21 protein-coding genes and 1 pseudogene are annotated in these 26,411 nt (G+C 41.7%); 19 read left to right on the top strand and 3 right to left on the bottom strand.

Features of this window, described 5'->3' with window-relative positions; genetic code table 11:
• The first annotated feature begins 2 nt into the window (after positions 1-2).
• The 8 genes from nuoH to P2W82_RS21785 all read left to right on the top strand — a co-directional run bounded on the left by nuoH (position 3) and on the right by P2W82_RS21785 (position 9,161).
• A complete protein-coding gene (gene nuoH / locus P2W82_RS21820) occupies positions 3-1,076 on the top strand; it encodes an NADH-quinone oxidoreductase subunit NuoH (protein ID WP_336518071.1) in 1,074 nt (357 codons plus the stop codon).
• An 83-nt stretch (positions 1,077-1,159) separates the two neighbouring features.
• Positions 1,160-1,732, top strand: coding sequence for an NADH-quinone oxidoreductase subunit NuoI (gene nuoI / locus P2W82_RS21815; protein ID WP_336518070.1), 573 nt, complete (start codon positions 1,160-1,162; stop codon positions 1,730-1,732).
• Positions 1,733-1,739: 7 nt separating this feature from the next.
• The gene (locus tag P2W82_RS21810; RefSeq protein WP_336518069.1) at positions 1,740-2,240 is read left to right on the top strand and encodes an NADH-quinone oxidoreductase subunit J family protein; all 501 of its coding nucleotides are present in this window, start codon (positions 1,740-1,742) and stop codon (positions 2,238-2,240) included.
• Positions 2,241-2,259: 19 nt separating this feature from the next.
• Positions 2,260-2,595, top strand: coding sequence for an NADH-quinone oxidoreductase subunit NuoK (nuoK, locus tag P2W82_RS21805; protein WP_336518068.1), 336 nt, complete (start codon positions 2,260-2,262; stop codon positions 2,593-2,595).
• Positions 2,596-2,653: 58 nt separating this feature from the next.
• Positions 2,654-4,555: an NADH-quinone oxidoreductase subunit L gene (gene nuoL / locus P2W82_RS21800; RefSeq protein WP_336518067.1), complete on the top strand. Its 1,902-nt coding sequence runs from the start codon at positions 2,654-2,656 to the stop codon at positions 4,553-4,555.
• A 15-nt stretch (positions 4,556-4,570) separates the two neighbouring features.
• Entirely contained in the window at positions 4,571-6,040 is a 1,470-nt protein-coding gene (locus P2W82_RS21795) for a complex I subunit 4 family protein (protein WP_336518066.1), read from the top strand.
• 16 nt (positions 6,041-6,056) lie between these two features.
• Positions 6,057-7,430 (top strand): NADH-quinone oxidoreductase subunit N, encoded by a 1,374-nt coding sequence (locus tag P2W82_RS21790; protein ID WP_336518065.1) that lies wholly within the window; start codon positions 6,057-6,059, stop codon positions 7,428-7,430.
• Positions 7,431-7,889: 459 nt separating this feature from the next.
• A complete protein-coding gene (locus tag P2W82_RS21785; RefSeq protein WP_336518064.1) occupies positions 7,890-9,161 on the top strand; it encodes an ABC transporter permease in 1,272 nt (423 codons plus the stop codon).
• Positions 9,162-9,485: 324 nt separating this feature from the next.
• Here the strand turns inward: P2W82_RS21785 and P2W82_RS21780 are convergent, their stop codons facing one another.
• Positions 9,486-12,044, bottom strand: a complete 2,559-nt coding sequence (locus tag P2W82_RS21780; protein ID WP_336518063.1) for a zinc-dependent metalloprotease — start codon at positions 12,042-12,044, stop codon at positions 9,486-9,488.
• 305 nt (positions 12,045-12,349) lie between these two features.
• Here P2W82_RS21780 and P2W82_RS21775 point away from each other — a divergent pair, with 305 nt between their 5' ends.
• The 5 genes from P2W82_RS21775 to P2W82_RS21755 all read left to right on the top strand — a co-directional run bounded on the left by P2W82_RS21775 (position 12,350) and on the right by P2W82_RS21755 (position 17,154).
• Positions 12,350-13,207, top strand: coding sequence for a MotA/TolQ/ExbB proton channel family protein (locus P2W82_RS21775; RefSeq protein ID WP_336518062.1), 858 nt, complete (start codon positions 12,350-12,352; stop codon positions 13,205-13,207).
• A gap of 59 nt (positions 13,208-13,266) precedes the next feature.
• On the top strand, positions 13,267-13,929 hold the full coding sequence (locus P2W82_RS21770) for an ExbD/TolR family protein (protein WP_336518061.1): 663 nt from the start codon (positions 13,267-13,269) through the stop codon (positions 13,927-13,929).
• 67 nt (positions 13,930-13,996) lie between these two features.
• The gene (locus P2W82_RS21765; RefSeq protein WP_336518060.1) at positions 13,997-14,533 is read left to right on the top strand and encodes an ExbD/TolR family protein; all 537 of its coding nucleotides are present in this window, start codon (positions 13,997-13,999) and stop codon (positions 14,531-14,533) included.
• A 62-nt stretch (positions 14,534-14,595) separates the two neighbouring features.
• Positions 14,596-15,447: an energy transducer TonB gene (locus P2W82_RS21760; RefSeq protein WP_336518059.1), complete on the top strand. Its 852-nt coding sequence runs from the start codon at positions 14,596-14,598 to the stop codon at positions 15,445-15,447.
• An 858-nt stretch (positions 15,448-16,305) separates the two neighbouring features.
• Positions 16,306-17,154: an energy transducer TonB gene (locus P2W82_RS21755; protein WP_336518058.1), complete on the top strand. Its 849-nt coding sequence runs from the start codon at positions 16,306-16,308 to the stop codon at positions 17,152-17,154.
• Positions 17,155-17,200: 46 nt separating this feature from the next.
• Here P2W82_RS21755 and P2W82_RS21750 read toward each other — a convergent pair whose 3' ends face one another.
• On the bottom strand, positions 17,201-17,560 hold the full coding sequence (locus tag P2W82_RS21750; RefSeq protein ID WP_336518057.1) for an endonuclease domain-containing protein: 360 nt from the start codon (positions 17,558-17,560) through the stop codon (positions 17,201-17,203).
• 217 nt (positions 17,561-17,777) lie between these two features.
• Here P2W82_RS21750 and P2W82_RS21745 point away from each other — a divergent pair, with 217 nt between their 5' ends.
• The 6 genes and pseudogenes from P2W82_RS21745 to P2W82_RS21720 all read left to right on the top strand — a co-directional run bounded on the left by P2W82_RS21745 (position 17,778) and on the right by P2W82_RS21720 (position 24,377).
• Positions 17,778-18,278 carry an ExbD/TolR family protein gene (locus tag P2W82_RS21745; RefSeq protein ID WP_336518056.1) on the top strand — a complete coding sequence of 167 codons (501 nt, stop codon included), beginning with the start codon at positions 17,778-17,780 and terminating at the stop codon, positions 18,276-18,278.
• A 40-nt stretch (positions 18,279-18,318) separates the two neighbouring features.
• Complete coding sequence (gene mnmE, locus P2W82_RS21740) at positions 18,319-19,695, top strand: tRNA uridine-5-carboxymethylaminomethyl(34) synthesis GTPase MnmE (RefSeq protein WP_336518055.1); 1,377 nt, start codon at positions 18,319-18,321, stop codon at positions 19,693-19,695.
• 22 nt (positions 19,696-19,717) lie between these two features.
• Complete coding sequence (locus tag P2W82_RS21735; protein WP_336518054.1) at positions 19,718-19,951, top strand: hypothetical protein; 234 nt, start codon at positions 19,718-19,720, stop codon at positions 19,949-19,951.
• 191 nt (positions 19,952-20,142) lie between these two features.
• Positions 20,143-21,075, top strand: a pseudogene (locus P2W82_RS21730) (type ISP restriction/modification enzyme).
• A gap of 774 nt (positions 21,076-21,849) precedes the next feature.
• The gene (locus tag P2W82_RS21725; RefSeq protein WP_336518053.1) at positions 21,850-23,277 is read left to right on the top strand and encodes a DUF1254 domain-containing protein; all 1,428 of its coding nucleotides are present in this window, start codon (positions 21,850-21,852) and stop codon (positions 23,275-23,277) included.
• Positions 23,278-23,312: 35 nt separating this feature from the next.
• Positions 23,313-24,377 (top strand): DUF1254 domain-containing protein, encoded by a 1,065-nt coding sequence (locus P2W82_RS21720; protein ID WP_336518052.1) that lies wholly within the window; start codon positions 23,313-23,315, stop codon positions 24,375-24,377.
• A gap of 640 nt (positions 24,378-25,017) precedes the next feature.
• On the opposite strand, the gene P2W82_RS21715 is transcribed toward P2W82_RS21720, so the two are convergent.
• Positions 25,018-25,974 carry a DUF1259 domain-containing protein gene (locus tag P2W82_RS21715; RefSeq protein WP_336518051.1) on the bottom strand — a complete coding sequence of 319 codons (957 nt, stop codon included), beginning with the start codon at positions 25,972-25,974 and terminating at the stop codon, positions 25,018-25,020.
• Between the last annotated feature and the right edge of the window lie 437 nt (positions 25,975-26,411).

Raw genomic sequence — 26,411 nt, 5'->3', positions numbered from 1 at the left:
GCATGGACCTATTACTAGTTGATTGGGCGCTTGTATTTGAAAAATTAATTCTGATCGTAATTGTGGTGCTGGCCTCACTGGGCATTGCTTTGTATACAACGTTTGCAGAACGTAAAGTGGCTGCTGTGATCCAGGACAGGCGTGGTCCTAACCGTGCTGGTCCCTTTGGTTTACTTCAGCCTTTTGCAGATGGATTGAAACTTATTTTCAAGGAAGATATCATTCCTCTCACTTCCAATAAAGCATTGTTCGTACTTGGTCCGGGATTGGCGATGGTAACTGCACTTCTGACAAGCGCGGTGATTCCCTGGGGAAGTGCGCTTGATCTGGATGGACGCACTGTTCCATTGCAAATAGCGGACATAAATATTGGTGTTCTTTACATTTTCGGTGTGGTGAGTATGGGTGTTTATGGGGTGATGATTGGTGGGTGGGCATCTAATAACAAGTTCTCGCTGCTTGCTGCCATCCGCGGAGCATCACAGATCATTTCTTATGAACTGGCCATGGGCATTTCACTGATTGCATTGCTGATGCTGACAGGTTCTTTGAGTCTGAAAACAATCGTCGAGCAACAGATGGGTGGCGGCTGGGGTGGATTGCTGGGATGGAATATTATTTATCAGCCGCTGGGGTTTCTGATTTTCCTCATATGCGCATTTGCGGAATGCAACCGAACACCATTCGATCTTTCGGAAGCAGAGAGCGAGCTGAACTTCGGATATCACCAGGAGTATTCATCAATGAAACTCGGCTTCTTCCTTTTTGCTGAGTACATCAATATGTTTATTTCCAGCGCGCTGATGGCAACATTGTTTTTCGGAGGATATGATATTCCTTTTGTGAATGAAGCGAACCTCGCACAATCATGGGGGCCCAATATTGTGGCATTCCTGGGCGTGATCGCACTACTTGTAAAAACCGTACTGTTTATATTTTTCTTTATGTGGGTAAGATGGACAGTTCCGCGTTTCAGGTACGATCAGCTGATGGACCTGGGATGGAAAAAACTGATACCACTGGCATTGGCAAATATGCTGATTACTGGTGCGGTTGTATTGTGGTTAAACAAATAGTATCGACCGAGATAAAATTGGGAGATCGGGTAAACAAAAATATTTTTGCGAACCTTTACAGACTCCTGTAAAAGTATAATGATATGCAAGCACTAACAAACAGGGCAAAACAAGTTGATGCGGAGCCTTTAAGCTTCTGGGAGCGGTTGTACCTGCCCGGTATTGCCAAAGGCATGCTGATAACGCTGAAGCATATATTTAAAAAGAAAGCGACTATAAATTATCCTGAACAGAAAAGACCATTCAGTTCCGTGTTTCGCGGATTGCATGTGCTAAACCGTGATGAGGAAGGTCGTGAAAGATGCACTGCCTGTGGCCTTTGTGCAGTGGCATGCCCAGCTGAGGCAATTACTATGGAGGGAGCTGAACGGAAAAAAGATGAGTTACACCTGTACAGGGAAGAAAAGTATGCCGCACGCTACGAAATCAATATGCTTCGCTGCATATTCTGCGGATTGTGTGAAGAGGCCTGTCCGAAAGACGCCATCTATCTCACTGAAACTTTTGCGCCTGCAAATTATACACGCAGCAGTTTTATCTATGGTAAGCCTGATCTGCTGATTCCTGACCCGGTTGCTCAACCAGAAGATTTTGAAAGAGCAAAAGGAAAACTGGAAGAACATAAAGCCAATCAGCGCGCAAAAAAAACCGACTAACTGACCAATGAATATTACAGAAATTCTTTTCTGGTTCCTGACTGCACTGGCTATCCTGAGCGCTTTGATGGTCGTTTTCAGTCGTAACCCGGTGCACAGCGTACTCTGGCTGATCCTTGTATTCTTTGCTATTTCCGGTCACTATATCATGCTGAATGCACAGTTCCTCGCCATTGTGAACCTCATCGTATATGCAGGTGCAATCATGGTGTTGTTCCTTTTTGTAATCATGCTCATGAACATGAATTCTGATTCAGAACCTCAGAAGAATAAATGGCTGAAAATGGCCGGAACTGTAGCTGGTGGAAGTTTGCTTCTGATACTGGTTGCTGCATTAAAAAATTCAGAAGTTCAGTACCAGAAAGTGGAAGGTGCCCAGGGAACCATCGGGTTGATTCATAACCTCGGCAAAACATTGTTTACAGATTATGTTGTTCCTTTTGAGATAAGCAGCGTGTTGTTTTTAAGTGCGATGGTGGGAGCTGTTGTCATCGGAAAAAAAGATTGAGATACAATCAGTATAAATTATGCCGATTAATTATTACATATTTCTCGCAATCACATTGTTCTGTATCGGAATTGTTGGGGTATTAACCCGCCGCAACGCGATCATCATTTTCATGTGTATTGAACTTATGCTGAATGCGGTGAATATTTTGCTGGTGGCATTTTCAAAAATGCATTACCTCGCTGCTGCAACAGCAAATCCTGCAACCAATGTGGGTTCCGAAGCACAACTCTTTGTATTCTTTATTATGGTGGTGGCCGCGGCTGAAGTGACTGTGGGCCTGGCTATCATCGTGATGATGTACAGAAATATACATTCCGTAGATATCAATTTTTTAAACAGGCTGAAACACTGATGATGTATACTGTTCCGATTAAAAAATCGGAATCAGCATTAAAGCTATACTGACTGTCATGAGTAAACTCATATACCTGGTTCCTCTTTTTCCGCTGCTGGGCTTTTTAATAAATGGCCTCGGCAGAAAATATCTTTCCAAATCACTTGTTTCCATCATTGGTTCGGGAACCATCCTGGCTTCATTCATTGTGAGCCTGATGATCTTTTTTGAAGTGAAAGCTCCAGGCTTTGCTCCACAGGTCGTGACGCTGTTTGATTTTATAGACGTTGCAAAACTGAAAATATCTTTTGCCTTCCAGGTGGATCAGCTTTCTGCATTATTCCTGCTGATCATCACCGGCGTTGGTTTCCTGATTCATTTGTATTCTTCAGCATATATGCATGAAGAAACACCACCGCATTTCGCACGCTATTTCGCTTATCTCAACCTCTTTGTTTTTTCGATGTTGCTGCTGGTACTGGGTGCCAACTTCGTGATCATGTTTATGGGCTGGGAAGGTGTTGGCCTTTGTTCTTATTTACTGATCGGATACTGGTTCAAGAATGATGACTACAACAAGGCTGCAAAAAAAGCCTTTGTGATGAACCGTATCGGTGACCTTGGTTTTCTCCTAGGTATTTTCTGGATGATCAGCCAGTTCGGTTCCACTGATTTCAGTGTTGTATTTGCCGGTGCCGATGGAACCCCGGTGAAAATACTTACCGGAATTACTTTGCTGCTTTTTGTTGGAGCAATGGGTAAATCTGCACAGATTCCTTTGTACACCTGGTTGCCTGATGCGATGGCGGGTCCTACGCCTGTATCTGCCCTGATACACGCTGCAACGATGGTGACTGCGGGTATCTACATGATCGCACGTAGCAACATCATGTACACGCTCTCTCCTGTTACGCAGGCAGTTGTTGCTATCACAGGATTAGCTACTGCATTATTCGCAGCATCGATCGCGCTGAAGCAAAACGATATTAAAAAAGTACTGGCTTATTCTACTGTCAGCCAGTTGGGATATATGTTCCTTGGCCTTGGTGTTGGTGCATACACCGGCGCTGTATTCCACGTAATGACACACGCCTTTTTCAAAGCCCTTCTCTTCCTCGGTGCTGGTAGTGTTATTCATGCTATGCATCACGAACAGGATATCAGAAATATGGGTGGTCTGAAAAAACATTTACCCATTACGCATATTACTTTTTTGCTGGGATGTCTTGCTATTGCCGGTATTCCACCGTTATCGGGTTTCTTTTCAAAAGATGAAATTCTGACTGCTGCATTTTTGAAAAGTCCGGTGTTTTGGGTACTGGGTGTTCTGGGTGCATTGATGACAGCTTTTTATATGTTCAGATTGTACGCGATGACTTTCCTTGGCAAATTCAGAGGTACACATGATCAGGAACATCACCTGCATGAAAGTCCGGCGGCTATGACTATTCCTTTGGTTGTGCTGGCTTTACTTTCTGTATTTGGCGGATTTATCGGAGTGCCGGAAGTGCTGATGAAAAACGGTCACCAACTCGAAAATTATCTTGCGCCTGTCTTCGCACAATCCACAGCAAAAATGCATGAAGAACATCATCTCAGTCATGTGATGGAGTATATGATGATGTTTGGTGTTGCAGCCATCATCCTCGTGATTATTATCATTGCCTGGAATAAATTCAGTCGCTACCAGAAAACCACAGCAGAAGCTACCGGACTGGGACGCGTACTCGAAAACAAGTGGTATGTAGATGAAATCTATGACACAGTGATCAGCAGACCGCTGCTCGGCTTTTCATCATTCCTGAGCAAGTTTGATAAAATATTTATTGATGGAATTGTAAATGGAGTAGGGAGACTGGTTCAATACAGCAGCAGACAACTGCGCTGGATCCAGAGCGGACAGGTAGGGTCTTATATTTTAATCATGGTTACAGCAACCATCTTATTATTCATCATCCAGTTTTTCTGGAAATCCTGAAGCCCGTAATAGCATATGATAGCTGCATTTGATAATTTTCCCGCATTGCTTTTATGGCTGCCGCTGATCGGTGGCATTCTTTGTTTTTTTATAAAGAATGAAAGGAATGTAAAAACCTGGAGTTTATTTTCTTCTATTATCACTCTAGCATTGGTAGCAGTAAGTCTTACCTATACTGATCAGAAACACTACATGCTCAATGAGGTAAAATATTTCTGGTTAACTGATATCGGAGCAAGTTTTGGATTTGTGCTGGATGGAATTTCAAGAACACTGGTGTTGTTGAATGCTATAGCCTTCCCTTTGATTTTTGCAGCTACCTGGAATACAAAATACAGTAACAGCAATAGTTTTCATGGATTGATGCTGCTGGCACAATGCGGTATGATGGGTGTGTTCATGGCTACTGATGCGATGGCGTTTTATTTCTTCTGGGAACTCGCGCTGATACCCACTTATTTTCTTGCATCACAGTGGGGAGGAGAAAGAAGGATACAAGCCGCATTCAAATTCTTTATTTACACATTTGCAGGTTCTTTGCTGCTGCTGATCGGTATTCTCTATGTATATCTGAAAACACCTGATCAGTCATTCGCTATGCTTTCTTTTTATAAAGTGAAACTGAGTGGGGACGAACAAAACTGGTTGTTCTGGTTATTCTTTATTGCCTTCGCGATCAAGATGCCGATTTTTCCTTTCCATACCTGGCAACCGGATGTGTACGAACAATCACCACCGGCTGTCACGATGGTGTTAAGTGCAGTGATGGTAAAAATGGGCGTATTTGCCGTGATTCGCTGGTTGCTGCCGGTGTTCCCTTCTGCTGTAAAACATTTTGATTCCATTGTCATCGGGCTTTCGGTGACGGGAATAATATATGCGTCCTGCGTCGCGATTGTGCAGGATGATATAAAGCGGTTGATCGCATGGTCGTCGATTGCGCATATTGGTTTGATGTGTGCTGCTCTTTTCACTCTGAACCATGCTGCTGTAAGTGGAGTGATTATTCAGATGTTCAATCACGGAGTAAATATCCTTGGATTGTGGATTGTTGCCGGCCTGCTGGAACAACAACTGGGAATCAGGAAAATTTCCCAACTGGGTGGGATCGCGCAGAAAGCCCCGGTACTTACCATATTACTGGTGATTGTCGCGCTGGCGAATATTGCGCTTCCATTGACCAATGCATTTGTTGGAGAGTTTCTCATGTTTAACGGCCTGTTTGGATACAGTAAATATGTTGCTGCATTTGCGGGACTGAGTATTATCCTTGCAGCGATCTATACGCTGAACATGATCAAAAATGTGTTTTACGGCAGTATGAACCCGATTTCGGAACGTGTGCAGGAGATTACCCTGAATCAGCGGTTGGTCCTGGCCGTTATCGTCGTTTTGATTTTTATCGTAGGTGTTTATCCGGCACCTATGTTTGATCTTATCAGGAGTAGTACAGATACATTATTATCCCGTATTGCGGCCAAATAAACATTGAACGGAATTTATGAATGTGATCATTTTATCGGCGATCCTCGGAGTTATTATGATGTATACCGGGGTAATGTCAAAAAACAAATCAACTGCACGTTATGTGGCCACAGCCGGCATACTGGCGTTGATTGGCGCCAACTGGCTGGAATTTGCGGGAGTTAATTTCTTCAATATTGATACGAGAGGAATGCTGGAGTTTACCAGCTTCGGCCTTGTATTCAACCTGATCATACTGGTTTGTACATTGGTGTATTTTCTGCTTTCAGGCAAAGATCTTGAGGAAGTAGGAGCAAATGCAGCTGATTATTTTGCACTGATATTTTTTATTCTCACAGGCATAGCTATAGTTTCTGCATTCAAAACAATGCTGATGCTTTTTATCGGCATCGAGATCATTTCAATTCCATTGTATATTCTTGCAGGCAGTGATAAAAAGAACCTCAGGAGTAATGAAGCAGCATTGAAATATTTCCTGATGGGCTCTTTCTCAACGGGATTGATGCTGATGGGGATTGCATTGCTGTACGGAGCAACCGGTACTTTTTATACTGATGGAATGTATCTCGGTCTCGGAAATATCACCGTAATGAAAATGGCAGGACTTGTTCTGCTGATGATTTCACTTGGGTTTAAAGTTTCTGCTGTACCGTTCCATTTCTGGACCCCGGATGTGTATGATGGTTCTCCAACCGTATTTACTTCCTTTATGGCAACCATTGTAAAAGCAGCTTTCTTCATTGCTTTTCTTTTGTTGTTCGAAAACGCTTTTGGAAGGATGCATTCAGAGTGGCAGTTTGCCATGGCGCTGATAACTGCTGCAACATTGATCATCGGGAATATTACTGCAGTATTTCAGCAAAGCGTAAAAAGAATGCTCGCTTATTCCAGTATAGCCCAGGCTGGGTTTATGTTGCTGGCGATATTTGCTTTGAATAATATCGGGAAACAAGGGCTGATACTTTATACAGCAGCTTATAGTCTGCCAACGATCGGCATTTTCGCTGTTCTTATGCGGATGAAGGATTATACTTACGAAGGTTTTAATGGATTCGCCAAACATCAGCCGTTACTTGCAGCTCTTCTGGCTGTATTTTTATTTTCTCTTGCAGGCATTCCGCTCACCGGTGGCTTTTTTGCCAAATACTATATGCTGGTTGCGGCCATGAAAAACGGTGCTATGTTCTGGCTGGTTATTATTGGTGTTTGCTGTGCAGCCATCAGTGTCTATTATTATTTCCGGATCATCCAGGCCATGTATTTCCGCGAAGGTGCCGATCCGGGGATCCAGGTGTCAGAAGGTTTCAAAACAGTACTGGTACTGACAGCGGTACTGGTAATTATCCTGGGAGTACATCCGGATTGGTTATTGCATCTGCTGGATAACTAGGCAGCAGGCAGGAGATCTTCGCGACGTCGATTCAATAGGCAATAGGTATGAGGCAATAGTCCGCCTGCCGCGAGGCAGGGCAATAGGAACTGCCAGCCTATGTAATGCCAAACAGTTTCTGCTTGTTCTTTTCTGTTTTTGGCAATAGTAATAGATCTCCGCTATTATCTCAGTTAATTCAAATTCTTATCGGGTTTATAAACTTAATTCGTCTATTTGAGAAAATTGGAAGCAGCAAAGTTTGTAACCCTTAAAGGCATTTGGACATATCAATTAATCAACCCGGTTTGACAATATCTGGTGCCTGTTGCCTGGCTGTTCCTGACTACTGAGAACCGACGCCTGCCGGCCGGCAGACTGACAACTCCCGAAAACACCGCTATTCGCCAGCCAAAATCAAATTTCAACCCTTCTTACTTCTCACTTCTTACTTCTTACTTGTTTATTTACCTTTAGCGAATGAAAATCCGGGATATATTTTCACTGGCCTATCGGACTGTCCGTGGCAATAAACTGCGCACAGGAATCACCGTGGCGATTATCGCTTTTGGTATCATGGCATTGGTAGGAATCATTACTGCCATTGAAGCGATGAATAACAGTCTTCGCGAAAGCTTTGCCACGATGGGTGCCAATGCCTTCAGTATCCGGTTTAAGGAACGCCGTATCCGTTTTGGTAATGGCGATGAAGTGAAGAAAACCGATAAGCGCAAGAAAGAAAAAAAATCCCGTTCCGGTCAGATCATTACTTATCAGCAGGCAAGACTTTTTAAAAGGGAATTTGATTATCCGGCAAAAGTCAGTGTGGGTTTAAATGGTGGTCGCAACTATACTGTGTTTTTCGAAAATGCGAAAACCAATCCCACAGTGGCAATGAATGGGGGTGATGAAAATTATCTGGCGCTCAATGGTTATGAAATTGAATACGGCAGGAATTTTAATAAGCTGGATGTGGAGAGTGGCCGGAATGTTTGCATCATCGGAAGCGATGTTGCCAAGAAATTTTTCAGCAACAGAAAGGAGCGTGCGATTGATAAAGTGATTCGTGTCGGCACCAATAAATATAGGATCATCGGTGTTGCAAAAGAAAAAGGATCGAGTGCGATGATGCGCGCAGATAACGTCGTTTTCACTACTTATACGAATGTTCGTCGGTTGTATTCTAGCAATAACCAGAGCTTCAATATTGCGATTATGGTAGACGATATTAAGCAGATGGATGATGCGATCGGGGAGGCTGAAGCGGCGTTCAGACCCATCCGTGGGCTGGGGGTAAAAGACGACAGCAATTTTTATATCGACAAGAGTGATAGTATCGCAGAGACTTTCATCAAACTGCTGAGTACTATCACTATTGCAGCAAGTGTTATCGGGTTTATAACACTGATTGGTGCTGCTATCGGATTGATGAATATCATGCTGGTAGCGGTTTCCGAACGAACGAAGGAAGTGGGCCTGGTGAAAGCACTGGGAGGTAAAAAGAATGCCATCAGGATACAGTTCCTTTTCGAATCCATTATCATCAGTCTGATGGGTGCATTGATCGGAATATTCCTAGGTGTACTTGTCGGTAATCTTGTCGGACAATTAATGGATACTCCATTCTTTATACCATGGAAAGTGATATTTCTAGGTATCACGATCTGTTCTTTTGTAGGATTACTGGCAGGGATTTATCCTGCGCTAAAGGCTTCGAGACTGGATCCGATTGTGGCGTTGAGGTATGAGTAGGCAGGAGTAGGGAGGCAGGAGGCAGAAGAAAACAGCCGGTTCATAGTTAATCGGTTTTCGTTGTTCGTTATTCGTTGTTCATTATTCACGACAGCGGTTGGTGAAGTGGCAGTTAAGATATCTGGATTTTGGCCGACATTGTCATAGGGAATAATTTATGCACGCGGACGAAATTTATCTTACATATAAAAACCGAATAAAAAAAGACCACCATCACTGGCGGTCTTTTAACATTGGTAGAAGCTTTTTTTTGCATTTGGCTTTAGACTTCGGCTAACGCCATGGCTGGCTGTTTTCTCCTGCCTCCCATCTCCTGCCTCCACATTAATTCCCCGGATTTAACGCCCTCTTAATCCTCTCCGCCAGATCCTGTAAATGATAACGCGTCATCGGATCCGTCATCGCTGGAGCAGCTGCAAGAAATTCGCTACGCAAGGTTGAAAGATGAGCACGTGTCAGGGAACTGATATCTGTTTTCAGCACGTCAGGACCAAAACGAATGGTAAACGCGCCTGATTGAATGGGTGGAGGAGGATTGATCAGCGTGATCATTCTTTCCACATAACTTTTCTGCAGGTTTCTGCGATATACATCGATTTTTCTCCTTGCAGGAACTTCACTCCAGATGCCTTTTTTCAGGTCACTGTAGAACTCCTCGATCGTGTAAGTATTATCGAAACGGTTTGCTCCTGTGAGCAATCTTTCAAGTCTGGAAGGATTCAGTAATGAGCCCATCATATTGTCCTGGAGCATGCTGAGCTGATCTGAAACCGGACTTGAAATTCTGTTGAGCACATTTTTATCGTATAACCATGATGGTGTTTCGAAGAGCTGTTTCTGAAGAAACGACACCGCTTCTTTCTGTGTGGCTTTTGGTGTCACTTCGTATACAAGGCCGTTTTGTTCAACTGATTTCTGTGTTTCATAATATCCGCCCACATTGCGAACAACATGACCAAGATAGCGCTGGAACTGGATCAGCACCTGGCTGTACATTTCAGAAAGATTTTTGTACTGATCAGCTTCTTCTTTTGTCCATTCAGGAAGATTGGCAATTATTCTTTTCAGGTTTCTGATCCCGTAATCACTTGCCTTCATGGCATTGTCTCCCAGATCTTCGCTTTGTGTGCGTGGGTCAGCAAAATTCCCGTATTCATAAGTACCGAACCAGATGCGTGGATTTTTTGCGAGACGCTCATTGTACAATTTGCTCAATTCTTTTTTCTCTTCTTCTTCATCTTTCGCATTCACATATTTATATCCCCATTCAACAGCCCAGTGATCATATTCGCCGATGCGGGGAAACAGGCCCATGCGACCAATATTGTCTTCGGGTTGTGCCACATAGTTGAAACGCGCATAGTCCATAATTGACGCTGTGTGACCATTGGCTTCAACAAATGCTTTGTCACGCAGTTTTTCAACAGGTGTTTTGCTGCTGGATCCCATATTGTGACGCAGACCGAGGGTGTGTCCGACTTCATGTGAAGAAACAAAACGGATCAGCATGCCCATCAGGTCATCATCATATTTCATCTTACGCGCGTCGGGATATACGGCTGCAGTCTGTACAAAGAACCAGTCGTGCAACAATTTCATCACGTTATGATACCAGCCGATATGGCTTTCGATAATTTCACCGCTGCGTGGGTCATGAATATTGGGGCCATAAGCGTTTTCGATATCAGAAGCGAAATAACGGATCACAGAATAGCGTGCATCTTCAAGACTCATGGTGGTGTCGTTCTCCGGCCACTCTTTTGCCATGATCGCATTTTTGAAACCAGCTTTTTCAAAGGCAGCCTGCCAGTCATTTACACCCTGGATCAGGTATGGGCGCCATTTCTTTGGTGTTGCCGGATCAATGTAATAAACGATTGGTTTCTTTGGTTCAACGAGTTCGCCATTTTTCCATTTATCCCATTCGCCGTCTTTGGGCTCGAGGCGCCAGCGAACTGCAAACTCACTCTGCTCAACTTTCTGCTGGTTGTCATCATATACTGTGAAATCATCAGTGAAATAACCTACACGGATATCTGCAGGTCGTTTGCGCATAGGCGTGGCCGGTAGTATGATAAATGAAGTGTTCATTTCTACGGTAATCGATCCTGATGCTGAAGCAGCAGGAACCGATGGCGTAGGAACAGGGGAGCCGAGTGAAGGTCCGCCGGAAGTTGATGAAAAAGTTTTTACAGTTTTAACTTCTGTATTGATTGGATAGCTGCGAATGCTCTCGATATATGACTTATCCGGCTGAAGACCGCTTAAAGTAAGCCTGCGTTTTACGCCTGGTGTCATTGAAACCACCTGGTTATCTCCTTTGAAGTAATCAGTAACATCGATGACAACCCCGCTTGAATCTTTACCCAAAGATTTAATATCAAATGCAGCAGCGATAGGATCCAGGTTGGAATTGCTTACTGCTTTATAGATGGGCTGTGATGAATCTCCTGCCACATTGATCACAATCACCACCCGCATGAAAATTTTATTATCAGGGCCTTTTTCAAAACGGATCACCTGCTGGTTGGCCAGCTCACCACCATACATCCCTGTACCACCGGCTACTTTGGAAAGCCTGGAAACAGCCATGATCTTGCGGTTAAATATCGAATCAGGAAGTTCGAAATAATATTTGTCCTCTACTTTGTGAACCGTGAACAAACCCTTTGAGGTTACTGCTTTTGACGTAATTACTTCTTTATAGGGTTTTGGACCAGTACTCCGGGCGGGAGGCACCATTGGAGGCACTGTGCCTGATGGAGTAGTGGTTGGGGTTGTGGGTGCGGATGGTCTTCTGTTTTGAGCCATAACACTGCTTGCGCCAATGACTAAGCAGGCTCCAAACAAAAGCGCATTCTTCGCTGTTGAAGCTAATCTCATGTATTTTGTTTTTTAAGTGAGCGAAAATAGACGAAAGATGGATACCCGAACAGGTTTAATCGAAATATGGTGTATCTATGATATGAGTGGCATAGATGTAATCCGGGGCATTTTCTATACGAAATATTCTATTTTGTAGGAATTAATTTGATGCCCTGAATTGATATCAGAAATTTATTATCTTGCTTTTCCAGGCTCAAAAAAAAATCCACACCTATCGGGGAATCCAAAACTATTTTCAGTAGAATTGTAACTCTTTTTTTTTTACCCAAACAGCAAATTCAAAAATTCTAAAAATTTAAGTCATGGCGGAAACAAAACCAACTGCGGCTGGTAAGGCTACTACATCAGTTCAACCTAAGAAAAGCAGCAATGCGATTTCTTATCTTGCTCCCATCATATGTATTATTGCTGGGTATTTGTTCTGGAGATTCGTTTTAGGTGCCGACAGTGGATTTACCAGACCTGACCCCGAGGGTGGTTTCTGGCCCGATCACAAAGGACCTAAAGGTGCATGGTATCGTATGTATGAAGGTGGTATTATCGTACCGTTGCTGATCGGATGTTTCCTGATGGTGGTTACATTTTCTATCGAGCGTTTTCTCACCATTTCCAAAGCAACCGGCAGCGGTTCTATTTCCGAATTCATTCGTAAAGTACAGTATCATCTTGCCAACAAGAATGTTGATGCTGCGCTGGCTGAGTGCGACAAACAGAAAGGTAGCGTAGGCAACGTAATGAAAGCTGGTCTTCGCAAATACAAGGAAATGATCACCAACAGCGAGTACAACACGGAACAGAAAGTACTGGCTATTCAGAAAGAAGTAGAAGAAGCCACAGCACTTGAGCTTCCAATGCTTCAGAAGAACCTGGTGTTCCTTTCAACGTTAACATCTCTCGGTACCCTGATCGCGCTTTTGGGTACGGTAATGGGTATGATTAAAGCGTTCTCTTCTCTTGGTGAAGAAGGTGGTTCCGGTGCTGCAGCTGAACTTGCTGTGGGTATCTCTGAAGCACTTTATAATACAGCACTGGGTATCGGTACTTCATCCGTGGCCCTGATGATGTATAACATTTTCACAACAAAAATTGACTCTATTACCTATGGTATTGATGAGTCAGGTTTCACACTGACACAGAGCTTTGCTTCTTTGTACAAATAATTTATTCGCCGGTTATGGAAACCGGTGGGTTGAGCATCTAAACATTAAAAGTATAAGTAATGCCCAGTGTAAAAATAAAAAAGCATGCGCCGGAGAACGATATGACGCCCTTTGTGGATGTGGCATTTCTGATCCTGTCGTTTTTCATGCTGGCTACTAAATTCAAACCTGAGGATCCGGTGGAAATTAAAACACCGAACTCAGTTTCTTCTGCACAGGTTCCGGAAAAAGATAATTTCCAGGTACAGATTGATAAAGATGGCAAAGCCTATTTCTCAATGGATAATCCTGAGTACAGCAAAAAAGTGATTGAAAACGTGAATACGACCAGGAATCTTGGTTTGACTCCCGCTGAAATCAAAGCTTTTGTGAACGCACCAAGTATTGGTGTTCCGTTCACACAGCTGAAATCTTATCTGAGCCTGAGCCAGGATGACCAGAAAAAATTTAAAGCTCCTGGTGTTCCTGCAGAAGATTCTACCGGTGGCGAAATGTATTTCTGGATCAGGGATGTATTATCAGCTTATTCGGGAAGAAAACTAAACATCCTGGTGAAAGCGGATAATTCAACAAAATATCCCGCATTCAAAAACATCCTCGCGGCATTCAAGAAGAATGATCAGAACAAATTTTTGCTGATCACCAGTCCTGAAGATGCACCTCCGGGCACTGCTTTGTACGAAACACGTGCCAAGCAGATGAATGCAACGAAAAAGGAGTAAGCAGAATACGGAATACAGAATTCACGGAACGAGACAAAGTATTTATTAATTATTCAAATTTAAAAATATGGCCAGTATAGAAGGTGGTGGTGATAGTGGCGGGCATAAAAAAGGCCCGGGCGTCAAAAAAGCCAAGAAACTGTCGACCAGGGTGGATATGACACCGATGGTGGATCTCGGTTTTCTGCTGATCACTTTCTTCATCTTTACCACAACCATGTCGCAGCCGACAGCGATGACGCTGTTCCTGCCAAAGGATGTGGAAAAGCCCGAGGATCAGAATAAAGTAAAAGAAACAGGTGCATTTACCATCCTGCTGGGGGGTAAGGACCACATTTTCTTCTACGAGGGTCTGGACCCTACAAAACTGCAGTCGTCCAGCTTTAAAAAGATCCGTGAAGAGATTATCCGGAAAAAACAGAGCACTAACCCCGAAGATCTTGTTATGATCATTAAGCCATCAGAAGAAGCTACCTATAAGAATACAGTAGATATTCTGGATGAAATGACGATCAATGAGATCAAGAGGTATGCGATGGTAGATATTTCACCGCAGGAATACGAGCTGGTGAAAATCACAGAGGCTGCCAGTCCCGGACAATAATCACCCTGCGCAATTATGGAATTAATAAGCCAATTGCATCTTAAGTTTTAAACCTGTTCATCATGGATGTAAATAAAATATTAAGTACACCACTCCTTGACCTGATTTTTGAGGGTCGCAACAAGGATTATGGTGCATATGAACTGAGGAAACAGTATAACCGGCGCCTCACATTCGCGTTGATTATCACTGCTTCTATCGCCCTGATTATTCTGTTGGGGTCGTTCATTGCATCCCTTGGTCCGAAGGATACCAAGAAGGCAGTGGAGATAAAAGAAGTACAGCTGGCAAAAGTGGAAGAGGTAAAGAATGAACCTCCTCCCCCGCCACCGCCACCAAAGCCACCAGATCCACCGAAAGTAGAAATGACCAAATTCACACCTCCTAAAGTTGTAAAAGATGAAGAGGTGAAGGAAGAGGAAAAACCACCGGAAGTAGAGAAACTGGAGGATACTAAAATCAGTACCGTGACCCAGGAAGGTATCAAGGATGAAGGTATTGTTGCACCTCCGGTGGATGCCGGTGGTGTTGTTGAAGCTCCGAAAGTGGACGATGAAGATAAAGTGTTCCAGAAAGTGGAGATCGACGCTGAGTTCCCTGGCGGAAATGCCGGATGGACCAAATACGTAACCCGCGAGATCGAACGAAATATTGATGAGCTGCAGGAAGATGGTCGTTCCGGTACAGTGGTGGTTCTTTTCATCGTGGATAAAGAAGGTGCGGTGAGTGAGGTGAAAGCGTTAGCCTGCGGCGAAGCAGGAGTTGCGAATTGCCTTGGCGCCGGTACCAAACTTGCGGAGATTGCGGTTAATGCTATCCGTAAGGGTCCAAAATGGAAAGCGGCTATTCAGAACGGTCGCCCGGTAAAAGCGTATCGCCGTCAACCGGTAACCTTCCAGCTTGCTGAAGAATAAGTGTACTTCTCAGAAATAGCTTTAAAGCCATTCGCGCAAGCGGGTGGCTTTTTTAGTTAGCAGGAAATAAGAAGGAGATTGAAGTTGAGAGTTGATAGCATCCCGTTGCCGGTGTTAAACTGGCTTGTAAATGTAATGGGCGTAAAAATTGCGACTGAGTTGACCCAGCTTGGTGGTTCCACTTTTTATTTGGGCAACGGCATATTAATCAGGCCTTGCTGATTAAGTGAGGGCACGCGGCGTTTTTCGTTCATCGCTGTTCATTGAAAAGGTGTGATTTGCAGAAATGTAGAATAAAGAATTCAAAGTATAAATCTAATGTGAAGGCCAACCGGATACAAAGGTCTTCATGTTTTGATTTTTACATCCATGCCGTCACTGGCATCAAAATTCTTTTGTAATTCAATATTCACCAGGACTTGTACAACAAACAGCAGACCCTGTTTAACATACCAATTCCTTCAGTGCTCCGGCAAGTAAGTAAGCGGTTTTCAAATACCCATGCAAAGCCGAAATCACCACGTTCATTTTTTCAGGTTCGGTCAAAAGAACGTCAAAACACTCAGTTTTAAATCTTTAAATTTCGTTTATTCGTTTCAGTTATATATATCTTTTTTGTCTGTTGAAAATCTATTTTTTAGATTGTTTGTGAAAATGTAAGGCAATTGCATCTAATACATAACCTACCTGATGCGATACTTTGCATCTGCAATAAACATACTTCAAGAATTTATCCTGAATAAAGTTTCGGGATATATTCGTTTGTTCCACACCGTTATATTCTTTTCGATAGAAATAAAATACAACTAAATCTTTGTGGATTTTTTTCAATACAGCTTCTCAATTAAAAACACTGTTATGGAAAAAAATCAAATCACCACAGCACCGCTGCTGGACATCATTTTTGATGGACGCAATAAAGAGTATGGTGCGTACGAGTTAAGAAAGAAGTACAATGATCGTTTGACAAAAGCGCTTGTTATTACTGCTGGCTTGGCTGCAATCATTTTATTGAGTTCGTATGCGTTGTCATCGAATGAGGGGAAAGTAAAATTTTTACCAGTTGTCCCTGTTGTTGATCTCAAAGAAGTTGACATTCCGAAGGATGAACCGGTGATTATTCCACCGAAACCGGTAGAACCTCCGAGGGTGGCAACCATACGCGATGTTACATTCAGGGTCGTAAAGGATGAAGAAGTAAAAAAAGAAGAGATGCCTCCTGAAGTGGATGATAAAGAGGATGCGAAGATCAGCACGGTAACTCAGGATGGTGGCAAATTCGAAGGTGTGATTGCGCCACCCGTTGACAATGTCAGTTCTGTCATGGATGCCCCGAAAGGTAAACCCGCAGATACTGTTTTTCTTAAGGTAGAGAAGGAAGCGGAGTTTCCTGGTGGTGCCGCAGCATGGACCAGGTATGTTAGCAGAGAAGTGAATCGCAATATTGATGAACTTCAGGATGACGGACGTTCAGGGTCAGTTATGATAAATTTTATAGTAGACACAGAGGGAAACGTAAGCGATGTAAGAGTGCTTAATTGTGGTCAGACAGGAATAAATAATTGTTTAGGCAGTGGATCTAAACTCGCTGAGATTGCATTAAATGCAATACGCAAGGGTCCAAAATGGATTCCCGCTTTGCAAAATGGGAAACATGTGAAAGCCTATCGCAATCAAGCGGTAACGTTTCAGTTGCAGGAGGAGTAGCTCACCCCCGGGCCCTCTCACGCTTCGCGCGAGAGGGGTGGAATGGTCAGAGTCCTAGAAATAGTTTTATTTTTTCAAGGGCTTCACGATAATTTTTTAAGATGAGATCATTGCTTATTCGGAGAACACGAATTCCTTGTACTTCCATTTCCTTATCACGAATCTGATCATATTCTTTTCTGTGCAAATGATAATCCCCATCGAGTTCAAGTACGAACTTATACTGTGGACAATAAAAATCAGCGATGTAAAAAATCTGGCACTGTCCATTTGACGAGATATGAATCGGGTATTGCCTCCTGAATTTTAAACCCAGAAATTTTCTGTTTCGTAAAAGATACCATGCTAGTTCCTCTGCGGGTGTTTGCTTTTGCCTTAATTCACGAGCATATACTATAGAAACCATTTTTGACATTGTACAAAACTCTATTCCAGGCTCATGAAAAACAAGTTGAAATGCACAAAGTCCAGTGTGAAAATTCTATAGATTATCGAGGTTTTACTGCCTTTTCTCCCCTCTCGCGCGAAGCGTGAGAGGGGCCGGGGGTGAGGTCGCCCACTGCGCCCGCAGCCTCCTGCCAATAATTTGGTTTTCTAATTCTTGATTTATAAAAAAATAGTTTATGCAAATCACCGAAAATATCTCCAGCAAAAAAGGCTTCAGAAAAATCCACTCGCTTCGTATCGATATGACACCGATGGTGGATCTGGGCTTTTTACTGATCACATTTTTTATATTCACATCACAAATGATAAAACCACAGGCGCTGGATCTCAAAATGCCAAAGGATGAAGGCGATCCGACACCTACTAAATGCAGTACATCATTTACCATTCTTGCAAGCGACTCCCAGGTTGCATGGTATGAATGTGCAGATGGAGATCCTGCAGGTTTTCAGAAATCGACACTTCCCGGGATGCACTCCTTACGTAATGCAATCATTAAACGCAGAGACCAGGTTGCTGCCGCAGGTAAAGCGACAGATATGGTGGTGATGATTAAGCCACTGGAATCCTGCGAGTACAGTACGCTGATCAATCTCCTGGATGAAATGCTGATCAATAACATTACGCGTTATGCAATCGTAGAACCAGATAGAGACGATCTGCGTCGACTGGAATAATAAAGGTCACAATCGGTACATTTGCTCTCTATCTTTTTATATGAAGGGAGCATGGACCGATACAATTGCTGCAGTGGCCACAGCGCCGGGTATTGCCGCGATCGCTGTTATACGGCTGAGTGGCGCCCGCAGTTTTGATATCATCAATGATCTGTTTCCATCGAAAGATCTGAAGAACGCGGCCTCACATACATTGCATGTTGGCATATTGAAGTCTGGTAATGTTGCTATCGATGAAGTGGTGGTGAGCCTGTACCGCGGACCAAAGTCGTATACCGGTGAAGATGTTGTTGAAATTTCCTGTCATGGTTCGCCATACGTGCAGGAGCAGGTATTACAGGCATGCATAGCCGCCGGCGCCCGACACGCGAAGCCAGGCGAGTTTACACAACGTGCTTACCTGAATGGAAAGATGGACCTCACGCAGGCAGAAGCAGTTGCTGATCTGATCGCCAGTAATACGGAAGCTTCCAGGAAAGCTGCGCTGAATAATATCAGGGGAGGTTTTTCCGGAAAGCTGAAAGAATTGCGTGATCGGTTGATTTCCTTTTCGGCATTGATAGAACTTGAACTTGATTTTTCCCAGGAAGATGTGGAATTCGCCGACAGAAAGCAACTCTATCAACTCCTCGATGAAACAAAGCGAACTACAGAGGCATTACTTGAATCATATAAACTTGGTAACGTTATAAAGAACGGTGTACAGGTGGCAATCATTGGCAAACCCAATGCAGGCAAATCAACATTGCTGAATGCGCTTCTGAATGATAATCGTGCCATCGTAAGCGAGATTGCAGGAACAACGAGGGACACCATTGAAGAAGTATTGAATATTGATGGAATTCTCTTCAGACTTATTGATACAGCCGGAATCCGCGAGCACACTTCTGATGTTATCGAAAGTATCGGTGTACAGAGAAGCATCGAAAAAATGAACCAGGCCGACCTGGTAATTTATCTGTTTGATGTAAATGAAATGACTGAGGAGGAATTAAGGGGGATAACCGAAGATTTTAAGTCGCGTGATATTCGCTATGTACTTGCCGGTAACAAAGCTGATATTATTGGAGAGGATAATGCTTTAGAAAAATTCGGGTCAATACCGGGCATCATTTTTCTTTCTGCAAAAAACAACGATCACATCGATAAATTAAAAAAAGGTCTGACCGAATCTGTTCTTTCCGGCGAGGTGAATACAGAAGATGTAATTATTACAAATTCGCGTCATTATTCAGCACTGCTGCAAGTGCGTCAATCCGTGATCGATATCAGTGCTGGTCTTGATGCAAAAATTCCGGGAGATCTGATTGCACTGGATATACGTCGTTGTTTACATTTTCTCGGAGAGATTACCGGTGAAGTAACGAATGATGATGTGCTGGATTATGTGTTTAGTAAGTTCTGTATCGGAAAGTAACCCGGCAAACGTATTTGATATTATGCAAGGTGTTTCAATCAACTTCTTTGTGAAAACAGGTAAGAAAAAACCTAATGAATTAGGTGAAGTATTTCATTTCGATTTATTCGGTGAAAGAGAAATGAAGTATGATTTTCTTTCTCGAAAGGACTTAAAATCTGTTGATTTTCAAGAGATAAGTCCAGAAAAACCATTTATATTTTTTTCGCTGCAGACAACCAAGGACAAGAAAAGTATAAGAGTGGGTTTAGAGTAGACGCTTTGTTTCCAAAAAATGTAACTGGTATTGTTACGATGGGAGACAGTTTTATCATTGAAGAAAATTTGACGGTTTTAAAAGAACGATTAAACTCCTTTTTGGGAAACGAAATGAATGAAGAGTTTCTTAATCGAGTATTTGGGTTAGGTAAGAATTATGCTGATTGGATTATAAGTAATAGATAATCAATTCAAATAGAAGCTTCAAAATTCGCTATAATCGCATACAGATTATTTGATGACAGATATACTTATTTTGTCAATAAATTACTTTTGCGATGGAGAGTTGACGTAATGCAACACTTTTTGAAAGGTGGTAATGTTGGAATTTACTTATGTCGCCAGATCTTTTCAGATGGCTATTCTCATATTTTCCTTATTAATAAAATTGTGGATGACTCTTTCGTTTCCAATAAATCAATAGAAAGGGTTATGTATTTCCACTGTACTTATATGTGGAAAACAACGGGCAAAATATTTGGTCACCAATTGGAAAGAATTCCAAACTTAAACGTAGACTTTGTGAGCCAAATTGAGGACGAATTGGGTTTAACTTTTACCTCGGAAAAGGAGGCAACAAAAGATTCTTTTGCCCGAAATGACATTTTGGATTAAGTCAACGCGATTTTACATTCACCAACCTAGAGAGAGAAATTCAAAAAGTTTTTAAAAATTGATTTTCCACGTGTACCGTATCCAGATAGTAAAGTAAGTTTTTGGAGATTAGTTGCGTTGAGTAGTGAGTTACGAAAAATTCAACTTTTTGAAATTGAATCATTGGAGTCATATATTACGGAATACCCATTAGACGGCGATAATAAAGTTACTCTGATTCATTTCGTAGAAAACTATGAAAAAGTGAACGGGAATGATATTATCTATCTTGATCAAGTTTATCAAATGGGGAGAGTTTACATAAATGACACCCAGTTTTTTCAAGGGGCCCCGCTTATAGCGTGGCATTTCTTGATAGGTGGGTATCAACCGGCACAGAAATGGCTTAAGGATCGTAAAGGCCGGGAATTGACGCTTAAAGATATCTTATATTACCAGAAAATTATTGTAGCGTTATTCGAAACGAATCGGATTATGAATGAAATAGACATGATTAACATTGAATAATTAAAAATGCAACAGAATAAACGGCGAATTATTTACGGCGCTCTAGTCTTAAGTTTAATAGCTGTTATAGAATTGTATCTTTTAATTTATCAATTAGAGTATTCATTAGATGAAATCGATGCGGATAGATTTCAGGGAGTTAGATAAACAAGTTCAACGATCAATTGAGACCGTTGATTTTAATGCAAATAACCCAGATAGAATTCCTTTGTCACATTCCTTCAACTATGTGGAATCTAAAGCAAACTGGGACAATCCATGGGACGTTCATAAAAGGACGTCTACTGAAGGTGTAACATTTAAAAATACATGGGTAACTATTCGAAGTCCATATAGTGGAACGAAATATGATGTTTTTTTTGATCTTGAGAATTTTATGTATCAGGCGATGATTGTGAATTATCAGGATAAGCGTAATATTAAGAAATTTATAACCAGTTAATAATTGATCAGGGTTTTTTACTTAAAAGGACCAATAGGAAATCAGGGTCCGATATAATTATAAAGGATAATGGAGATGAATTTATTATAGGGGATATTTTCGGTTTCATAGACGAATCCTGAAGGCATTTCAATTGCCAGGTATAGTAATAAACGCTTCTATAGTTTATTGCAAAAAATTAAGGTTCAGTAAGCTACTATAAAATTTAGGATTTTAAGTTAAGTACTTTATTTGTACCTAGAGAATATTAAAACCAGTTTTAACAGCTCATATTAATTTCTTGGTACTAACTTAACTTTCATACATAATACCAGCAAGTAATCGGAAATATCATGAAACGGACTTTAACTATTCGGGTAGCTTTCATTCTAATTATCATATTATTTGCATGCAATCAAACTTCTCAGAATACAGAGAACGCCGGGGACGAGAAAAAACTGGCACTGACTCCGGACCAAGTGAGAACTATTATCAAGGAAGCATATATTTACGGATTTCCAATTGTCGATAATTGTCGCGTGCAATACTCATATTTTGTTAATAAGGAAGATCCTGATTATAAAGCTCCGTGGAATGTATTGAAAAATATTCCACGCGTATTTACGCCTGAGGACAAGGCGATTCAAACCCCGAATTCGGATACTCCATACTCCTGGATTGGTTTGGATTTACGCACAGAACCAATAATCTTTATTATCCCTGCGATTGAGAAAAACAGGTATTGGAGTTTGCAGCTTATTGATCTGTACACTCACAATTTCGACTACCTTGGCACTCGTACCACGGGAAATAACGGCGGAACCTACATGATTACAGGCCCCAGATGGAACGGGACTGTACCAAAGGGAATTACAAAAGTTATCCGATGCGAAACGGAAATCGCATCTGCCCAATTCAGGACACAATTATACAACCCTTCGGATCTTGAAAATGTAAGAAGGATTCAAAATAAATACATAGTTAAAACCTTATCGTCTTATCTGGGCCAGCCTGCACCCGCTCCAGCGTCACCGATAAATTTTTTAAAACCACTCACTCCGCAATCAGAAAGAACTTCGTTGCAGTTTTTTACTAACCTCAATTTTTACCTCCAGTTTTGTCCGACCCATCCATCTGAAAAGGAGCTGATGGAAAAGTTTACAAAGGTCGGAATAGGCGCAGGCAAATTCTTCGATACCACAAACCTCACACCAGACATAAAAGCGGCTATGCATGAGGGCATCGCAGATGCATGGACAGAATTTGAAACAATTCAAAAACGCCTCGCAATGGGGGAGCTAATTTATCCTTTTGGGACCCGTGATTCATTAAAAAACAATTATCTCTACCGGATGGCGGGTGCAGTATTAGGTATCTATGGAAATACAAAAGAAGAAGCCATATATCCTCCATACTATACGGATGATAAAGGGCAGAAGTTAAACGGGTCCAACAGATACGTGATTCATTTTGCACCTGGACAATTACCACCCGTAAATTCATTCTGGTCCATAACCATGTATACTCAACCTGCAAGTTTATTGGTGGCGAATCCTATTAATCGCTACCTGCTCAACTCGCCTATGCTGCCACAATTCAAAAAGGATGCGGATGGCGGTATAACGATATACATTCAAAATACAACACCCGGTAAAACCAAAGAATCTAACTGGTTGCCTGCACCCGATGGGCCCTTTTCCGTAATTATGAGATTATACCTACCGAAGGAGGAGGCTATTATTGGCAAATGGCACGCACCTCCGATGACATTGGTTAATTGATCAGAAAAATTATATTTTTATATTATATTTAAAATATGTATCTAAAACACGTGCTATTACCCGCGCTGCTAATTTTATTATCCATTCAATGTACAAATTCAGTTAAAGAAACATCTCAGATAGCAACGGGAAGTGAAGGTCAGGACTCAGCAAAAAATATTGTAACTCCGGAAAATTTTATACGAGCGGAAACAGATCGCATGTTTTATAGTTTTACTCTCATTGCTGGGGGAGTCAACAAATTCCATCATGTCAGAAATGTCACACCATTGAATGAACAAAGTGTAGTCCGAATGAATAAAGATGTTTTGTATTCCGGTGCTGTCGTGGATGTAGAAAAGGGAGCCAGCGTAATTTTCCCGAAAATGCCAGATAAACGATATGCATCCATTCTGGTGATTGATAATGATCATTACGCACCTGCTGTTTTTTACAAGCCAGGAAAGTATGAATTACCAAATGACACTAAGTATATTGTTCTTGCAGTTCGAATCCAGATTTTCAATCCAAAGGATACTTCTGAAATTAATATGGTAAACAGATTGAAGGAGCAATTTATCATCGAATCAAATAGTGCTGATCCATTCGCCAAACCAAAGTGGGATTCCAAATCACTGGATTCTCTCAGAAGAATATACGAACATGAAATTTCCAAATATGATCGTTATCATGATGACTGGATGGGGTTGAGAGGTTCTCTAGATGAACAAACACGCAAATACGCAGTAGCTGGTGCCTGGGGATTATTTCCAAATAAAGATGCTACATACATCAATTACAACGGTGGAAATCTTTCCGGTGACAGCTGTTATGTTGCGACATACAAGGTACCGGATGTTGGCGGATTCTGGTCTATCACCGTATACGGTAAAGATGGTTATATGAAAAGTGAAAATGCAATCATCAATGGGTCTAATGTGAAATTTAACAAGGACGGGACATTTACAATTTACTATGGCGCTGTCGGAACATGTCCGACAAATGCAAAAAACAGGCTCGATATTTCTGATGGTTGGAATATATTGATGCGCTGCTATTTACCAGGCAAGGAAATCAAAGATGGCACATATAAGTTACCCGCAATACAGGTTGTGAAGTAGGTGTCAAAATGTAATCAATTACCGGCCCGGACGATGCTTTCACAAATTCGAAATCTGGATGGACTAGTAATGGCTCGTAGTGATTGATCCATTGCACAACGATTTATGCTGGTTAAATGAAGTCGGAAATACTAAAAGTGCGAAATCGTAACAGAGAGAAATATGCATGATGAGCTTCAACCATTCAGACAGCCATTAGTTACTGCTACCGGAATATTACTCGCCTTTCTTTTAAATCTCGCGGGAGGTTGGGCAGGAAAAGCATTTTCAACTAACCGGCTGGCTGAATACTTTATTGCAATCTGCGTTTGTATTTCAATACCACTGTATATTATTGTTCTCTACCGTATATTACAGTTGGATTATCCCAAGGAATCTTTTAAACTTTATTATAGAAAAACTCTTTTCATTTTCATAAGTGCAATATTGATATCGTTTGTTGCTATGATTATCGTGATAATCGAAAGTGCAATTTCAAAAGTTTGATCTTCTTAAGGAATCAGAAGTATAACAATCCGGAGCATGGATTTGTACATCATTTGTACCTCAACTTAGTGAAACTTAGCCCAGATAAGTATTCTTACTTTCTGTATCGGAAAGTAACCATTAACGTCAGTAAAAAGATTTAAGGAAGGCATCTTCAATGCATTGCCGATGTTTTACCCGTATTATCCAAAGCTTGTCGCAGACCTTTAGCCAGTGTTTGTGCATTTCCGGTGCCCCAATAGTGCAAGAAAAATGTTCTGGGTTCTTCATGAACCATGTGATTATGAACAGCCACTACTTCAATGCCATTTTGTACCAATGCCCTGATTACCGGTTCAACTTCATTTTCAAGCATTGTAAAATCACCACAAACAGCAGCTTTTTCTGGTGAACCCTGCCACGCTGCCCATGTATTGAACCCCATGAATGAACTCACTGGTTTTCCATGTTCCTTCAACTGAACATCTGGTCTGCCAATAGTGTATTTGTATACACCTTTAGATAATTCACCCCTGGAACCAACTATGGAATCAAGCATCTTTATATTTAATGAATTCGCAACACTGTCAGCAGGTGTTGCTTTCGGGTCTCCACCGCGCACTTCTTTCACTTTGTCAAATATTGCCTTTACACCTTTTGACAACGTTTGTACATCTGCAGACTTGTCAATATGCATATACATTACATTAGGTCGGTTGCGGACAAAATGATTGTGAATTGCTGTAACTGCAAATCCCTGCCTGATTACTTCCTGTTGTACAGGTTTTAAATCTGTTTCAGTAACGATAATATCTCCCATAACCATGGCACTGTCACCACAAGGTGTAAATGCTGCCCAACTACCCAGCCCCATCGCTGGAATAATTTTGAATCCATCCACCACAATAGTCAAATCATTCTGCGGAACTGTTATCTTATATTCGCCATTTTTTTCAACACCCTTCATGCCTGTTATCTGTTCAATGGCAGCAATATTCAATTTGCTGTCCGAAGGACAGGCTATTGCAAGATTACTTTTACTCTCTATCGATCGATTTTGTTTATTGGCACTTATCTGGTTGCATGCAACCGCAACTATTATAAAAAGTATAAAGACGAATCCTGCTTTCATAAATGATTGATTTACGAATGAAAAAACGAACCTGTAAGTAATGTAACGGTTATTCTTCTTTCAGGAAAGTTCCATCAACAGTTGTGATAACAGATAACGGAACGTGTGAAGCTAATCCTTTTGTCATGACATACCATCGGCCTGAATACAGTGCTGTTGATATTTGCTTTGTATACTTTATTGTTTGTAAAAATCAATTATAAATTAACTTCCTTTCAAAAAGTTACAGTAAATCTAATTTACCAATCTGAAGAAATTTCGATTTTGAACCATTTCAGTTGAACGTTTTAGTAATAGATGTACCGATAGTAACAATGCTCCAATTTTCGCGTGATTTGATATTATGCCGTAAAAGAAAATCCTGAAAAGAAATGTAAACGGGCGTTTTACTGGCTTCCATAAAGCACCGGATAAAACTTCACAGTAGGTGAGCAGTT

It is taken from the genome of Pollutibacter soli (assembly GCA_029269725.1).
GTDB lineage: Bacteria > Bacteroidota > Bacteroidia > Chitinophagales > Chitinophagaceae > Pollutibacter > Pollutibacter soli.
This window is presented reverse-complemented; position numbering and strand designations above follow the sequence as displayed.

Excerpts from the sequence above, each read along its gene's own strand:
- P2W82_RS21735 (WP_336518054.1), top strand. The coding sequence starts at position 19,718 with ATGCAAGGTGTTTCAATCAACTTCTTTGTGAAAACAGGTAAGAAAAAA.
- P2W82_RS21780 (WP_336518063.1), bottom strand. The coding sequence starts at position 12,044 with ATGAGATTAGCTTCAACAGCGAAGAATGCGCTTTTGTTTGGAGCCTGC.
- nuoH (WP_336518071.1), top strand. The coding sequence starts at position 3 with ATGGACCTATTACTAGTTGATTGGGCGCTTGTATTTGAAAAATTAATT.
- P2W82_RS21715 (WP_336518051.1), bottom strand. The coding sequence starts at position 25,974 with ATGAAAGCAGGATTCGTCTTTATACTTTTTATAATAGTTGCGGTTGCA.
- P2W82_RS21790 (WP_336518065.1), top strand. The coding sequence starts at position 6,057 with ATGAATGTGATCATTTTATCGGCGATCCTCGGAGTTATTATGATGTAT.
- P2W82_RS21720 (WP_336518052.1), top strand. The coding sequence starts at position 23,313 with ATGTATCTAAAACACGTGCTATTACCCGCGCTGCTAATTTTATTATCC.
- nuoI (WP_336518070.1), top strand. The coding sequence starts at position 1,160 with ATGCAAGCACTAACAAACAGGGCAAAACAAGTTGATGCGGAGCCTTTA.
- P2W82_RS21775 (WP_336518062.1), top strand. The coding sequence starts at position 12,350 with ATGGCGGAAACAAAACCAACTGCGGCTGGTAAGGCTACTACATCAGTT.
- P2W82_RS21765 (WP_336518060.1), top strand. The coding sequence starts at position 13,997 with ATGGCCAGTATAGAAGGTGGTGGTGATAGTGGCGGGCATAAAAAAGGC.
- P2W82_RS21760 (WP_336518059.1), top strand. The coding sequence starts at position 14,596 with ATGGATGTAAATAAAATATTAAGTACACCACTCCTTGACCTGATTTTT.
- P2W82_RS21795 (WP_336518066.1), top strand. The coding sequence starts at position 4,571 with ATGATAGCTGCATTTGATAATTTTCCCGCATTGCTTTTATGGCTGCCG.
- P2W82_RS21745 (WP_336518056.1), top strand. The coding sequence starts at position 17,778 with ATGCAAATCACCGAAAATATCTCCAGCAAAAAAGGCTTCAGAAAAATC.
- P2W82_RS21810 (WP_336518069.1), top strand. The coding sequence starts at position 1,740 with ATGAATATTACAGAAATTCTTTTCTGGTTCCTGACTGCACTGGCTATC.
- mnmE (WP_336518055.1), top strand. The coding sequence starts at position 18,319 with ATGAAGGGAGCATGGACCGATACAATTGCTGCAGTGGCCACAGCGCCG.
- P2W82_RS21770 (WP_336518061.1), top strand. The coding sequence starts at position 13,267 with ATGCCCAGTGTAAAAATAAAAAAGCATGCGCCGGAGAACGATATGACG.
- nuoK (WP_336518068.1), top strand. The coding sequence starts at position 2,260 with ATGCCGATTAATTATTACATATTTCTCGCAATCACATTGTTCTGTATC.
- P2W82_RS21725 (WP_336518053.1), top strand. The coding sequence starts at position 21,850 with ATGAAACGGACTTTAACTATTCGGGTAGCTTTCATTCTAATTATCATA.
- nuoL (WP_336518067.1), top strand. The coding sequence starts at position 2,654 with ATGAGTAAACTCATATACCTGGTTCCTCTTTTTCCGCTGCTGGGCTTT.
- P2W82_RS21785 (WP_336518064.1), top strand. The coding sequence starts at position 7,890 with ATGAAAATCCGGGATATATTTTCACTGGCCTATCGGACTGTCCGTGGC.
- P2W82_RS21750 (WP_336518057.1), bottom strand. The coding sequence starts at position 17,560 with ATGGTTTCTATAGTATATGCTCGTGAATTAAGGCAAAAGCAAACACCC.
- P2W82_RS21755 (WP_336518058.1), top strand. The coding sequence starts at position 16,306 with ATGGAAAAAAATCAAATCACCACAGCACCGCTGCTGGACATCATTTTT.